The organism is Ahrensia marina (assembly GCF_001293565.1).
Classification (GTDB): domain Bacteria; phylum Pseudomonadota; class Alphaproteobacteria; order Rhizobiales; family Rhizobiaceae; genus Ahrensia; species Ahrensia marina.
This window is the reverse complement of record NZ_JXMU01000013.1, coordinates 49,418-62,947: the sequence shown is the minus strand read 5'-3', so window position 1 is coordinate 62,947 and position 13,530 is coordinate 49,418. Positions and strand designations below refer to the sequence as shown.

At 49.6% G+C, this 13,530-nt stretch carries 14 protein-coding genes; 4 read left to right on the top strand and 10 right to left on the bottom strand.

Translation table 11 applies throughout. From position 1 onward, the window contains the following. Window position 1: 1 nt before the first annotated feature. On the top strand, window positions 2–616 hold the full coding sequence (locus SU32_RS09715; protein WP_053999234.1) for a GNAT family N-acetyltransferase: 615 nt from the start codon (window positions 2–4) through the stop codon (window positions 614–616). Next, window positions 617–3,526 (top strand): putative bifunctional diguanylate cyclase/phosphodiesterase, encoded by a 2,910-nt coding sequence (locus tag SU32_RS09710; RefSeq protein ID WP_053999163.1) that lies wholly within the window; start codon window positions 617–619, stop codon window positions 3,524–3,526. It begins immediately after the preceding gene. Between the two features lie 10 nt (window positions 3,527–3,536). Here SU32_RS09710 and SU32_RS09705 read toward each other — a convergent pair whose 3' ends face one another. Continuing rightward, entirely contained in the window at window positions 3,537–4,157 is a 621-nt protein-coding gene (locus SU32_RS09705; RefSeq protein ID WP_053999162.1) for a YqgE/AlgH family protein, read from the bottom strand. 176 nt (window positions 4,158–4,333) lie between these two features. Between SU32_RS09705 and SU32_RS09700 the strand changes: the two genes are divergently transcribed. Together SU32_RS09700 and SU32_RS09695 are read left to right on the top strand one after the other, a co-directional pair. Next, window positions 4,334–5,140 carry a protein-disulfide reductase DsbD domain-containing protein gene (locus SU32_RS09700; protein ID WP_053999161.1) on the top strand — a complete coding sequence of 269 codons (807 nt, stop codon included), beginning with the start codon at window positions 4,334–4,336 and terminating at the stop codon, window positions 5,138–5,140. An 82-nt stretch (window positions 5,141–5,222) separates the two neighbouring features. Continuing rightward, window positions 5,223–5,705, top strand: coding sequence for a peroxiredoxin (locus SU32_RS09695; RefSeq protein WP_053999160.1), 483 nt, complete (start codon window positions 5,223–5,225; stop codon window positions 5,703–5,705). A 53-nt stretch (window positions 5,706–5,758) separates the two neighbouring features. On the opposite strand, the gene rnhA is transcribed toward SU32_RS09695, so the two are convergent. The 9 genes from rnhA to ctaD all read right to left on the bottom strand — a co-directional run bounded on the left by rnhA (window position 5,759) and on the right by ctaD (window position 13,513). Continuing rightward, window positions 5,759–6,202, bottom strand: coding sequence for a ribonuclease HI (gene rnhA / locus SU32_RS09690; protein WP_053999159.1), 444 nt, complete (start codon window positions 6,200–6,202; stop codon window positions 5,759–5,761). Next, window positions 6,202–7,167 (bottom strand): homoserine kinase, encoded by a 966-nt coding sequence (locus tag SU32_RS09685; protein ID WP_053999158.1) that lies wholly within the window; start codon window positions 7,165–7,167, stop codon window positions 6,202–6,204. The genes rnhA and SU32_RS09685 overlap by 1 nt, the downstream gene beginning before the upstream one ends. Further along, a complete protein-coding gene (gene ispH / locus SU32_RS09680) occupies window positions 7,168–8,178 on the bottom strand; it encodes a 4-hydroxy-3-methylbut-2-enyl diphosphate reductase (RefSeq protein ID WP_053999157.1) in 1,011 nt (336 codons plus the stop codon). A 38-nt stretch (window positions 8,179–8,216) separates the two neighbouring features. After that, complete coding sequence (locus tag SU32_RS09675) at window positions 8,217–8,966, bottom strand: SURF1 family protein (protein ID WP_053999156.1); 750 nt, start codon at window positions 8,964–8,966, stop codon at window positions 8,217–8,219. A gap of 71 nt (window positions 8,967–9,037) precedes the next feature. Then, on the bottom strand, window positions 9,038–9,916 hold the full coding sequence (locus tag SU32_RS09670) for a cytochrome c oxidase subunit 3 (protein WP_053999155.1): 879 nt from the start codon (window positions 9,914–9,916) through the stop codon (window positions 9,038–9,040). 5 nt (window positions 9,917–9,921) lie between these two features. Then, a complete protein-coding gene (locus SU32_RS09665) occupies window positions 9,922–10,617 on the bottom strand; it encodes a cytochrome c oxidase assembly protein (RefSeq protein ID WP_053999154.1) in 696 nt (231 codons plus the stop codon). Then, the gene (locus tag SU32_RS09660) at window positions 10,617–10,808 is read right to left on the bottom strand and encodes a PHD finger domain-containing protein (RefSeq protein ID WP_053999153.1); all 192 of its coding nucleotides are present in this window, start codon (window positions 10,806–10,808) and stop codon (window positions 10,617–10,619) included. Before SU32_RS09660 ends, SU32_RS09665 begins: the two co-directional genes overlap by 1 nt. Further along, the gene (locus tag SU32_RS09655) at window positions 10,808–11,761 is read right to left on the bottom strand and encodes a heme o synthase (protein ID WP_053999152.1); all 954 of its coding nucleotides are present in this window, start codon (window positions 11,759–11,761) and stop codon (window positions 10,808–10,810) included. Before SU32_RS09655 ends, SU32_RS09660 begins: the two co-directional genes overlap by 1 nt. A 96-nt stretch (window positions 11,762–11,857) precedes the next feature. After that, window positions 11,858–13,513, bottom strand: coding sequence for a cytochrome c oxidase subunit I (ctaD, locus tag SU32_RS09650; protein ID WP_053999151.1), 1,656 nt, complete (start codon window positions 13,511–13,513; stop codon window positions 11,858–11,860). Between the last annotated feature and the right edge of the window lie 17 nt (window positions 13,514–13,530).

The window sequence follows — 13,530 nt, the reverse complement described above, 5'->3', positions numbered from 1 at the left end:
GATTTTATCTATCATATCAGGCGCAGATACTGACCCGGTCACCAAAGGAAAAACCGTACAACTGCGCTATCCTACCGCGTCTGACTATCCGGCCTGGTCACGTCTTCGCGCTGCAAGTGCCGATTTCTTGCAGCCGTGGGAGCCTCGCTGGCCGAGCGATGATTTATCGCGCGATTCTTACCGCAAAAGGCTCAAGCGCTACGTAAGAGAAACCAAGGCGCAAACCGGCTATCCCTTTTTCATTGAACGCCGCTCGGACAAAGTACTTTTGGGCGGGATAAGTCTTGGACATGTCCGTCGCGGTGTTTCCCAATCAGGCCAGATAGGCTATTGGATTGGAAAGGATTTTGCAGGCCAAGGACATATGAGTGAAGGGCTGGAGCTTTTATGCAATTTTGCATTCTCCAGTTTAAATCTTCACCGTTTGGAGGCGGCCTGTGTTCCCTCAAATATACGTTCAATTGGCCTCCTTGAAAAAGCCGGATTCGAGCGTGAAGGACACTTAAGATCATATTTGAAAATTAACGGCAGTTGGCAGGACCATATTTTGTATTCACGTATTCACCCATTGCATGGCGCGGACTTCAATCTGCGATCTGAATCAGGGGATACGTGAATGGCATTGGTCAAACCCGCTTCTGTAAAAATAGTTTTGCAGGCTCTGCTTGTTTGCGGCGCATTGCTGTTATCCGCGTTAAATGCCTTCAGCGCCGAGACGATTTCCATCAACCGCGACGACACCGCGCTTGACCTAACGAAAGCGATTTCAATTTTCAGAGACCGCGGCGAAACGTTTCAGGTTTCCACGGCTCCGGATTCCGAAGGCATTGTGCGCACGATTGAAGTGCAAGCGAGTAACCGCGAAACAGCCGGAGACTGGGCTGTTATGGTTTTGGCCAACACAACCGATCAACAGATTGACCGGCTGATTGTCGCCCCGCATTTCAGAATGGCAGGGTCAGGTCTATTTTGGCCGGATCTGGGATCAGACCGCATTGTTGCCATGACACCCAGCTCGGGCTTTTCCCTTGACCGGGTAATAAGCAATGATGCGGATATCTTCTCGATCACATTAAACCCCGGATCGGTTGTTACACTCGTCGCAGAGCTTGCTTCACCCAATTTGCCGCAGGTCTATTTGTGGGAAGAAAGCGCCTATAAGGAAATCGAAAACTCCTACACGTTCTATCGCGGTATCGTGCTCGGGATTGCGGGGCTTCTGGCGCTGTTTTTGACTATCCTGTTCGTTGTTCGCGGCACATCGACTTTTCCAGCAGCGGCAGCTCTTGCCTGGTCGGTTCTCGTTTACATCACCATCGATTTTGGTTTTATCGAACAGCTTATTCCGCTTTCGAACCATGATTTGCGCACATGGCGCGCATTATCTGAAGTCGCTATCAGCGCAACACTCGCACTGTTTTTGTTTACCCATTTAAGCCTCAACAGGTGGAATGATTCATTGCGATATGGCGCGATTGCGTGGGTCATCGCGATTGTCTTGCTATCCAGCATTGTCCTTTATGACGCAAGAATTGCAGCCGGTATTGCGCGGCTTGCAATGGCAGCAACAGCAGCGTTCGGTTTTGCGCTGATCATTTTACTGAGCCTGCGCGGCTTTGACCGTGCGATCATGCTTATTCCTGCATGGGCCTTGCTGATGGCCTGGATTTTCGGGGGATGGATGACCGTCACCGGCCAAGTTGATAATGATATTATTCAACCGGCATTGGCAGGCGGTCTGGTTCTTATCGTGCTGCTTATCGGATTTACCGTCATGCAGCACGCATTTTCCGGCGGTACGTTTCAACAGAACCTGTTTTCCAATGTTGAGTTACAGGCTCTTGCGGTCACAGGTTCCGGCGGCATCGTATGGGACTGGGATGTCGGAAGAGACCGGCTCACCACGACACCGGATTTAGGGCGTAAACTGGGTATTGGCGTTGGCGCACTGCAAGGTCCGGCGAAAAACTGGCTAAAGCATATTCATGCAGATGACCGCGATAGTTTCCGCACGGCGCTTGACGCGGTGGTTGAGCAGCGGCGCGGGAAAATCAATCTCGATCTACGCCTAATGACGCAAGAGAACCAGTTCACTTGGTACAAGGTGAAAGCGCGCCCTGTTGCCGGTGCCAATGGTGAGGTTATCCGTTGTATCGGCACTGCCAGTGATGTCAGCGGCCAAAAACGTGCGGAAGAGCGCCTATTGCATGATGCTGTGCATGACAATCTGACAGGTTTGCCAAACCGGGAACTCTTTTTTGACCGCATCCGCAGTGTGATGGCACTGTCTGAAATTGATCCTGAAATTCGCCCGACAATATTCATTATTGATTTGGATCGCTTCAAGGAAATCAATGATAATGTAGGCATTTCAGCCGGTGACACGCTGCTTATAACAGTGGCGCGAAGGTTACGCCGCCTGCTGCGTCCTCACGACACTTTGGCCCGTATTGGCGGCGATGTGTTTGGCATTCTGCTGCTGTCAGAAACAGACCCGACAGAAATCGCCAACTTGGCCGACCAACTGAAAAAAACCATCAAGGCGCCGATCAGTTTTGCTGAAAGGGAATTTGTTATCACGCCGTCTGTCGGGCTGGCTGCTTGGGCGCCGTCACGCACACAGGACGAAGACCTGTTCAAAGATGCAGAATTGGCATTGCATCAAGCCAAGCGCTTTGGCGGTGACCGCGTAGAACCGTTCCGTCCGGCATTTCGTGATACTGCCGGTAACGAGGTACAATTGGTTGCCGATTTAAGACGCGCGATCGAACGCTCAGAACTTACGCTGGCCTATCAACCGATTGTGCAGTCAACCACAGGCCAAGTCGCAGGTTTTGAAGCGCTATTGCGTTGGAACCATCCAAGACGCGGCGAAATATCGCCGTCCGAGTTCGTTCCTCTTGCCGAGAAAAACGGGCTTATCAATGATTTGGGCCGCTATGCGCTTGAGCTTGCTGCCATGCAGTTGATGGACTGGGATGCGACGATGGCGGACACGCCAATCTTCCTGTCAGTCAATGTTTCCGCCCAGCAAATTGGTCAACGTGATTTTAACAGCATGATCAACGGTATTCTTGCGCGCTACCCTGTTCGCAATCATACATTGAGGCTCGAAATCACAGAAACCACCTTGATGCAAAACCCTGAGCAGAATTGCCGTGTTCTGGAAAGCATCAAAAAGTCGGGCATAAAACTCGCAATTGATGATTTTGGCACGGGGTATTCATCACTGTCATATCTGACGCGTTTTCCATTTGATACGTTGAAGATTGACCAGTCATTCATGCGGAGCCAACCGAACAACCGCGATGTTATGCTGCGTTCAATTGTGGAAATGGCCCACTCGCTTAACTTGGACGTGGTGTGTGAAGGCGTGGAAGATGATGCCGAAGTCACCCTGCTTCGCAGCTTAGGCGTTGATTATATCCAAGGCTATGTTGCCGGCAGTGCCATGACTGCGGTTGACGCAGCCGAGATTGTCATCCGGCAAAATCCTCTGATTGCAACCGACGTAGCTGCCGAGTAAATTTAATGGTTCAGGCGCTGCCGGCCTCTGCAATAAAATGAGCGGGCGTAATGCCCATGGCAACGAGCATGCGCTCGTACTTTCCCTCATGGCGCTGGTCGAAAATAACCTCCGGATCAGCATCAAGTGTTAGCCACGCATTATCGGCCACTTCCTGCTCCAGCTGCCCTGGGCCCCACCCTGCATATCCGAGTGAGACGACTACGCGCGATGGTCCCGTTCCGTTCATAATAGAACGCAAGATTTCGATATTGGATGTCAGATAAACATTCTCACTGATGGGGATTGTCGTGTCGCTGTGATAATCACCCGAATGCAGTACAAAACCGCGATGTTCATCCACCGGCCCGCCATTGCGCACGAAATTCGAAACCGCGGCTGAATTTTTAGCCACAAATCTCGTATCTTGCGCGATGTCCGTCTTTCCAATCAGTTCTTTGATCGTCATGTCGGAGGATTTATTGACCTGAAAACCCATCGCGCCATCATGTGAGTGAGCACAAATATATATGATTGAGCGGTCGAAAAGTGATGTCTCAAGCGTCGGCATGGCGAGCAGAAACTTGCCTTCAAACTGGCCGGATTCAACGTCTTTATCATTCACCAATGTATCGACACCATATATGCTCATGTGAAAAGCGTAGCATTCTTGGACGAAATTGATAGCCTAAAACTGGTGCTGGACTTTCACTGCATTGGCGCTTAGCAGTTACACAAAAGCCCTATTCACAAATAAATGATCTATTTTTCAAGATGTTGATTTGCGATTTATCCGCCACAGACAAATAAGAACGCATGAGATATTTTATGAAATCAACGGCGTTTTCCGCCGCATTGCTTATGTTAAGCGGCAGTTTTTCTCTTGCCGGCGAAAGCGAATGGCTTGAAACAGATGGCGGCAATATTCGCCTCGTTACAGAGCCCTATATGGAAGGCGCGAGTGAAATTCGCGGTGTCATAGATATCCAGCTAACCGATGGCTGGAAGACATATTGGCGCGATCCGGGCTCCGGCGGGATTACGCCCAGCATTGAAATTTCTAATACGACGCTGGTAAACGGTGTTGATATCCATTTTCCTGTGCCGACATGGGTGGAGAGCAAATATGGCGACTATGCAGGTTATATAGAACCGGTTCAAATTCCATTTACAATGGAGCTGTCCAGCCCTGCCCACGATACTGAAATAAATGCCCGTTTGATGGTGGGTATTTGTGCGGAAATCTGCATTCCGGCATTTCAGGATTTTACTATACAGATTGAAGAAGCGACCGGTTCAACAAGGGCCAGTGCGATTGTCGCAAACGCATTTGCCGCTTTGCCCAAGTCACCCAAAGAAATTGGCATCAAAATCACAACTGAAAAGCTTGAAGACCAAGGTGCATATGAACTAGCGGTGGAAGGGAAGTTGGCCCCACAGCAATTGTTCGTTTCAAGCGACAATAATGTTCAATTTAAAAAGCCTCAGCTTATTAGTATTGACGGCGGAAAAAGCACGTACCGTATTGAGCCATTACATGCGGTGGAAAGCGGCCAGGAGGTCAAACTCATTGTTACCGGTAGAACACCTCAAGGTGATTTTGAGTTTAATGCTTACAACGCCTCACAAAAATAAATCTTTGTGATAGCCACACTTCTTATTTTCCTGGATATACCTATCTTACGAAAAGAATGACATACACCAATTGGAGAACTTCATGATTTCGACAGGCGATAAACTACCCTCAATGGATTTGATGGTCATGACCGATGATGGTCCGGCAAAACAAGCATCGTCAGAAATTTTTGATGGTAAAAAAGTTGTTCTGTTCGCCGTTCCGGGTGCATTTACGCCAACATGCACGCTCAATCACCTGCCCGGTTATGTGGAAAATGCCGAAGCCATCAAGGCAAAGGGTGTGGATGAGATTGCAGTGATTGCTGTCAATGATCCGTTTGTCACCAAAGCTTGGGCCGATCAGGCAAATGCAAAAGGAAAAGTTACGTTTCTATCCGATTGGGATGCAGGCTTTACCAAGGCAATTGGCATGGACACAGATCTTTCTGCGGCCGGACTTGGCCAGCGCTCAAAGCGTTTTTCGATGATTGTCGATAATGGTGTGGTCACAGCACTTAACATTGAAGAAGCACCGGGCGAAGCAACAGTCTCCGGCGCAGCTAAAATGTTAGAGACCTTATAAGTACAGCCTTTTTCAAGTTTCGTTTGCCGGTCATTAGTTCATAATGGCCGGCATTATTTTTTCTTGTAAGGCTCCATGCCGGCACGCGCCAACTCATCGGCACGCTCATTTTCAGGATGTCCGGCGTGGCCTTTCACCCAATGCCACGTCACTTTATGCGTCTTTGTTGCAGCATCAAGCGCTTGCCATAGTTCAGCATTCTTGACGGGTTTTTTCGCGGCGGTCTTCCAGCCATTCTTCTTCCAGCCATGTATCCAACTGGAAATACCGTCTTTTACATAGGAGGAGTCAGTGTAAAGCGCGACCTCATGCGGTCCGCCTTTAAGAGCGTTCAGAGCCATGATTGCGGCCATGAGCTCCATACGGTTATTCGTTGTTTCGGCTTCGCCGCCATTGAGCTCTTTTTCGTTATTACCGGCTTTCAGAATTGCTCCCCAGCCGCCTGGCCCGGGATTACCTGAACAGGCACCGTCCGTAAAAATTGTAACCTGTGCCATTAGCGGGACAACCCGTAACCGGAGATATCGTCTATTTTTGCGTGAAACCGCATTTTCCGGATGTATTCATTAGGATCTTTCTTCACGACCAGTGAGCCTTCAGGTGTCGTGACCCAGTCATAAAAACGCGTCAGCATGAAGCGCAAAGCTGCCCCTTCACATAGCGTTGGCATCGCTTGGCGTTCTTCTTCAGATAATGGCCGCGCAGCATTATAGGCTTCCAGCAATGCCGCGCCTTTTTCGACATTGAAACTATGATCCGGCTCGAAACACCACGCATTGATGCATACCGCAATGTCATAGGCTAAAGCATCAGTGCAGGCGAAATAGAAATCAATTATGCCGGAAAGCTTGCCACCTAGAAAGAACACATTATCCGGGAACATGTCAGCATGAATGACCCCGCGCTCCAGATCGGACGGCCAATTGGCCTCCAGTTTATCGAGCGTTGCTTCAACTTCAGTGCGCAAAGAAGCTTCCATTTCAGGATCGGCTTCCATGCATTTATTCCAGAGCGGACGCCAGTCATGCAAGGACAATGAGTTTTTGCGCTCCATCTTAAAGCTTTGGCCAGCTTCATGCATCTTGGCAAGCGTGGTGCCGACTGCGCTGCAATGCTCAACTGTCGGTTCACGCATCCAAACACCCTCTAGAAAGGTGATCATCGCTGCAGGGCGGCCTGCCAATTGACCAAGCACTTCGCCGTCCTTGCGTGCAACGGGTAAAGGGCAATTAATGCCGCTTTGTGCCAAGTGCTCCATCAAGTTCAAAAAGAACGGTAAATCATCCGGATTTACGCGCTTTTCGTAAAGCGTCAGAATGAAATTCGCCTTCTCGCAATGAACCAGAAAATTTGTGTTCTCGACGCCCTCGGCAATCCCTTTATAGGAAAGCAATTCTCCCACATCATATTGCGCTATAAAGGCTGTTAGTTCGGCTTCACTGATATCGGTATAGACAGCCAATTATGCACCCGGTCCATTCAAAAATGCCATATCAGATGGCAAGAGTTCAGTTTCGCGAAGGTCGCGCATGACGGGAAAGTTCTCATTTTCCTCAGCCGTCAAAGCAATGTCGATTGTAACGTCAAAATGCTGGCGGAAAGCATCGATGATTTCATCGACGACAATCTCAGGTGCTGAAGCGCCTGCAGACATGCCAAGGGTGCGAACGTCTTTCAAGCGGTCAAAATCAAGCTCTGACGCGCGCTGAACCAGCATTGAGCCCTTTGCACCGTGACGTTTTGCGACCTCGACCAGACGCATGGAATTCGAAGAATTAGGCGCGCCGACAATGATGAACATATCTGTTCCTACGGCAGCCTGCTTTACGGCTTCCTGCCGGTTTGTCGTCGCATAGCAAATGCTTTCAGACGACGGCGGCGTCAGGTTTTCAAAACGTGCTTCCAATGCCGCAATCACATCGGCTGTATCATCAACCGACAAGGTGGTTTGCGTCACATAGCCGACATTATCCGGGTCCGGCACTTTCAAGCCTGCCACCTGTTCAGGCGTCTCGACAAGCGTGACATCTCCCGGCTCAAGCTGGCCCATCGTTCCGATGACTTCAGGGTGGCCTGCATGGCCGATAAGCAGAACGTGGCGTCCAAGGCGCTGGTGACGCATTGCCTGCTTATGCACTTTTGAAACAAGCGGACATGTTGCGTCCAAATAGAAGAAATTTCGTGCTGCCGCATCGGCAGGGACAGATTGAGGAACGCCATGGGCGGAGAATACAACAGGACGATCCTTGTGTTCCTCCGGAATATCGCTCAACTCTTTTACAAAAATCGCACCGCGGTCCCGCAGGCCATCAACGACAAATTTGTTATGCACGATTTCATGGCGCACATAGACCGGCGCACCGTATTTCTTAAGTGCCAGAACAACGATCTGAATTGCGCGGTCAACGCCTGCGCAAAAGCCACGCGGTGCACAAAGACGTATCGTTAAAGGTGGTTTGGAAGGTAAAGCCATTGGTGTTTACTGCCTTGGCAAAGTAATGTTGTAAAGAGCTAAGAACCTCTACGGTATCTTATCAAATAGTAACCCAAAACACCCACAAGCGTGAGCGCCAATCCGTACCATGTAATCGCATATTGAAGGTGATTGTTGGGCAAGTTGATTATGGTCACACCGCCATAGGGCAATTGTGCGCGATTGGCATTCCGGTTTTGATCGATGAAGAACGGAAGAAACTGCTCTGCCGGCTTGCCTGTCCGACCGATCATGGCATCCAGATCTTTCCAATGGAAAATATTCTTCTCAAGATCATTTTCAGGCACGACCCAACCTGCTTTATCCTTCGGCGCTTTGCGGGCCAAACCGACAACATCCTGAGAAAATGAAACAAGTGTTTCCGGACGTGCGTTAGGCTCTTTTAATTCAAAAGGCACAAAACCCCGATTGACGAAGATATAACGGTCCTTGTCGATCATGAGCGGGCTATAAACATAATAGCCGGACATACCATCGAAGGTCGCGAAGAAATGCTGTTCGTTATCGTGATCGAAATAACCTTCGGTTTCTACCGGAAGATATTCGATATCTTCACCGGCTTCATAGCGTTTGAGAAGCTCAGATAACTCGACAGGCTTTGCCTCTGTGCGCTCTTCAATTGTTGCCAGAAGATTTTCCTTCCAAGCGAGCCGTTTGACCTGCCAAGTGCCAAGACTAAGCAATATGGCCAGAACGATTGCGCCTGATATCAGCGCCAGCCATAGCCATGTTTTTGATTTTTTCTCTGTCGTGGCCTGTGCAGTCATTTATCCAATCCCAAATGCAAACGGGCGACCATGTTGCCATGCCCGCCCGTTTAACAAAATTCAGATCATGTTTAGCCGTGGTAAATCGGCGCGCCCCATGAACCCCAGATATAGATCACGAAGAACAGGAAGAGCCATACCACGTCAACAAAGTGCCAATACCAGGCAGCCGCTTCGAAGCCGAAATGCTGTTTAGGCGTGAAGTGACCAGCCATAGCACGCAGCAAACATACAATCAGGAAGATTGTACCAACGATAACGTGGAAACCGTGGAAGCCAGTAGCCATGAAGAATGTCGCGCCGTAAAGCGAATCGGAGAATGCGTATGGCGCATGGCCATATTCATAAGCCTGAACACCTGTAAACACGAGGCCGAGGCCGATTGTAAGCGCCAAGCCCCATTTCAGACCAGAACGGTCATTGTGCAGCAACGCATGGTGTGCCCAAGTGATTGTCGTGCCTGACAACAGCAAAAGCAGCGTATTGTACAAAGGCAAGTGCAAAGGATCGAGAACTTCCATACCTGCAGGCGGCCACTGACCACCGGTGTAGCTCATGCGACCGACCTGAATAGCCTCGTCGTAGAAAATGCTGGCATCGAACACAGCCCAGAACCATGCCACGAAGAACATGACTTCCGAAGCAATAAACATGATCATGCCGTAGCGAAGGTGTATCGATACAACCCGCGTGTGATGACCTTCATGCGCTTCTTTTACAGTGTCGGACCACCAGCCAAACATTGTGTAAAGAACAATGGCCAACCCGATGAAGAAGAGCCATGGGTTTGCGAGCGGCAAGCCGAGCAAAGAGAAGTCATTGCCCTGTGCAGCCTGCATCCAGCCAACTGCGCCAATCATCATTACCAATGCGCCAAATGAGCCAAGAAACGGCCAAGGGCTTGGGTCGATGATATGATAATCGTGATTTTTTGCGTGTGCGTCAGCCATAAAGACTACCCCCGGTTTCCAGCGATGTCAGATTCTTCATCGCCAAGCTTTGGTGTTTTTGTACTCGGTTTTTCTGTTGGTGCAAGTGTTTCAACAGATTGATTTTTGCCGGCAGATACCGCGCTTATTTGCGCAGGTTCGTCAACTTCATAAAAAGTATATGACAATGTGATCGTGCCAATATTCTTTGTTTCAACTGCGTTGACAATTTCCGGATCAATGAAAAAGACGACAGGCATTTCCATGCTTTCGCCCGGCTGCAACGTTGTTTCAGTAAAACAAAAACATTCCATTTTATTGAAATAGGCGCCTGCCGCTTGCGGTGTCACATTAAAGGTGGCTGTACCTGTCGTCGGCACAGACAATGTGTTTTCAGCGCTGTAAGCAATCTGCTTCTGTTCGCCTATCTTGATTGTGACTTCGCGCTGCAATGGCTTGAACTTCCATCCAAGGGCGCTGTCTCCAATGTTGGAATCAAAACGGACATTGATCGTCTTATCAAGAATTGTCTGAGACGCTATTTCTGAACGCTGTGTTGTGCCGCCATAGCCGGTTACCTTACAGAACAAATTGTAAAGCGGCACAGACGCATAAGCCAGACAAAGCATACCTGTGAAAAAAGCCAGACAAGAAAAAGCAAGGCGCGCATTTTTATGCTTGCTGCTCTTATCTGTATCGGTCTTTTGGACTGAATCATTCATTATTGATTAAAGCCCCTATTCTGCATGATTGCCGGACCAAACTTCACAACCGTGGCAACATAGAAAACACCGACAAATGCTGCCAGACATAGTGCTATGGCAATATTGCGGGCTTTGCGGGATTTGAGCTGCTTTTCGCTCAAATTCACGCGTTCGATCTTTTCACCTTTTTTGTGACGAACTTCGGCCATTAGAAAATGTCTCCGAGTGTCAGGGAAAGTCCAAAGCTGCGAAACACAACCGCCTCGATCAGCAATGTGGCAAATACCGCAAACAAAAAGAATATCGAAAAGCCGAACAGATATTTTTCCGCTTTCAAATTCGGATCAGCACCAGCAATTGCCCATACTTTGTATGTTAGCGCCAGAAATGTTCCGGCAAGAATGGTTGAAACGATGGCATAAGCCACACCGCCGAAACCTAGAAATGCAGGTGCGACAGTCACCGGCAAAAGGATTGCCGCATATATAAGCATTTGGTCGCGTGTTTTCTTTTCGCCAACAACATTGGGCAGCATTGGTACGCCCGCATTGTCATAATCACGCATTTTCCAAAGCGCCAACGCCCAGAAATGCGGCGGGGTCCAAAGAAAAATAATTGCGAAAAGAACCGCGCTTTCGATTGTCAATGTACCTGTCACACATGCCCAGCCGATCATCGGCGGGAAAGCACCGGCGGCACCACCAATGACGATGTTCTGCGGAGTCGAGCGCTTGAGCCAGACAGTGTAAATCACTGCGTAAAAGAAGATTGTGAAAGCCAGAAGTCCGGCGGCAACCCAGTTGGCGACAAGGCCAAGTGTGAGTACCGATAGAGCTGATAGAATGACGCCGAAGATCAGCGCTTCGGACGGCGTTACACGGCCTGATGGAACCGGACGCTTGATCGTGCGTGTCATCACGCCATCAATGTCGGAATCATACCACATATTCAATGCGCCGGATGCACCGGCACCGACGGCGATGGCCAGAATTGAGAAAACAGCCAGAAACGGATTGATTGCGCCCGGCGCTGCCAACATGCCGACAAGGGCTGTAAACACAACAAGGCGCATAACTTTTGGTTTTAACAGCTCAAAATAATCCGCCGGTGTCGCTTCAGACACACGCGCATCACCCGAAACTATATCTTCAACCATTGCCATGTGGCTTCGTTCTTTCAAGATTATCTTGTTTCTTTTGCTACTGCCCGAACCATTCACATGATCCGGGCAGTGGAAGTTTTCAACTTGCCTGCGTTTTTACTTAATGCGCGGCAATTGTTCCCACTGGTGGAACGGAGGCGGTGAAGGCAACTGCCATTCAAGTGTTGTCGCACCCTCACCCCAAGGATTAGCGCCTGCTTCACGCTTGCGGGCAAATGCTTCGAACACACCCCATAGGAAGACCAGAACACCCAAAGCGGACATGTAGGAACCGTATGAAGAAACAAGGTTCCAGCCTGCATAGGCATCAGGGTAATCAATGTAACGGCGCGGCATACCTGCAAGACCAAGGAAGTGCTGCGGGAAGAACAATAGGTTCACGCCGATGAATGTAACCCAGAAGTGAATACGGGCGATCATGGATGAGTACATGTAACCGGTCATTTTAGGGAACCAGTAGTACCAAGCGGCAAAGATCGCGAACACAGCACCCAATGACAGAACATAGTGGAAGTGGGCCACCACGTAATATGTGTCATGGAGCGAACGGTCGAGACCCGCATTGGCCAATTGTACGCCTGTCACGCCACCAACAGTGAACAGGAAGATAAAGCCGATAGCCCAGAGCATTGGCGAGCGAATTTCAATTGAGCCGCCCCACATTGTGGCGATCCAAGAGAAGATTTTCACGCCTGTTGGCACGGCAATCACCATTGTTGCGAAAACAAAATAACGCTGTGTGTCAAGTGAAAGACCGACAGTGTACATGTGGTGCGCCCACACAATGAAGCCGACAACACCGATCGCAACCATAGCGTAAGCCATGCCAAGATAACCGAATACCGGCTTTCTTGAGAAAGTTGAAACAATGTGGCTGACGATACCGAAAGCAGGCAAAATCAGAATGTACACTTCCGGGTGACCGAAGAACCAGAACAAGTGCTGGAACAGGATCGGGTCGCCGCCACCATCGGGTGCAAAAAATGCCGTACCGAAGTTACGGTCAGTCAAAAGCATTGTGATCGCGCCTGCAAGAACCGGCAATGAAAGAAGCAGCAAGAATGCTGTGATCAGAACGGACCATGCAAACAGCGGCATTTTGTGCAGGGTCATGCCCGGCGCACGCATGTTGAAGATCGTTGTAATGAAGTTGATCGCACCAAGAATGGAGGATGCACCCGCAATGTGCAGAGACAGAATTGCAAAGTCCACAGCCGGCCCTGGCTGACCTGATGTTGAAAGCGGCGGATACATAGTCCAACCGCCACCAACGCCGAATGCGCCCGGTGCAGATGGCATGAACATTGAAATCGCAAGCAATATAAATGCCGGCGGCAACAGCCAGAATGAAATGTTGTTCATGCGCGGGAATGCCATATCCGGTGCGCCGATCATAATCGGCACCATCCAGTTGGCAAAACCGCCGATCAGTGCAGGCATAACCATGAAGAAGATCATGACCAGACCGTGCCCTGTGGTGAACACGTTATACATGTGCTTACCGGCATCAAGGGCAGCGTCACCCTCTACACCGTAAACCATGGATGCGAGACCGTGAAAGATCTGGATACCCGGCTCAGCGAGTTCCCAGCGCATCATAACGGACAGAAAACCGCCAAATACGCCAGCGAAGATCGCAAAGATCAGATAGAGTGTACCAATATCTTTATGGTTCGTTGAAAATAACCAGCGGCGAATAAAGCCCTGTGGTATGTGATCGTCATGTGCACCATGTGCTACTGCGTCAGCCATGTAATTGTGCTCCTAAA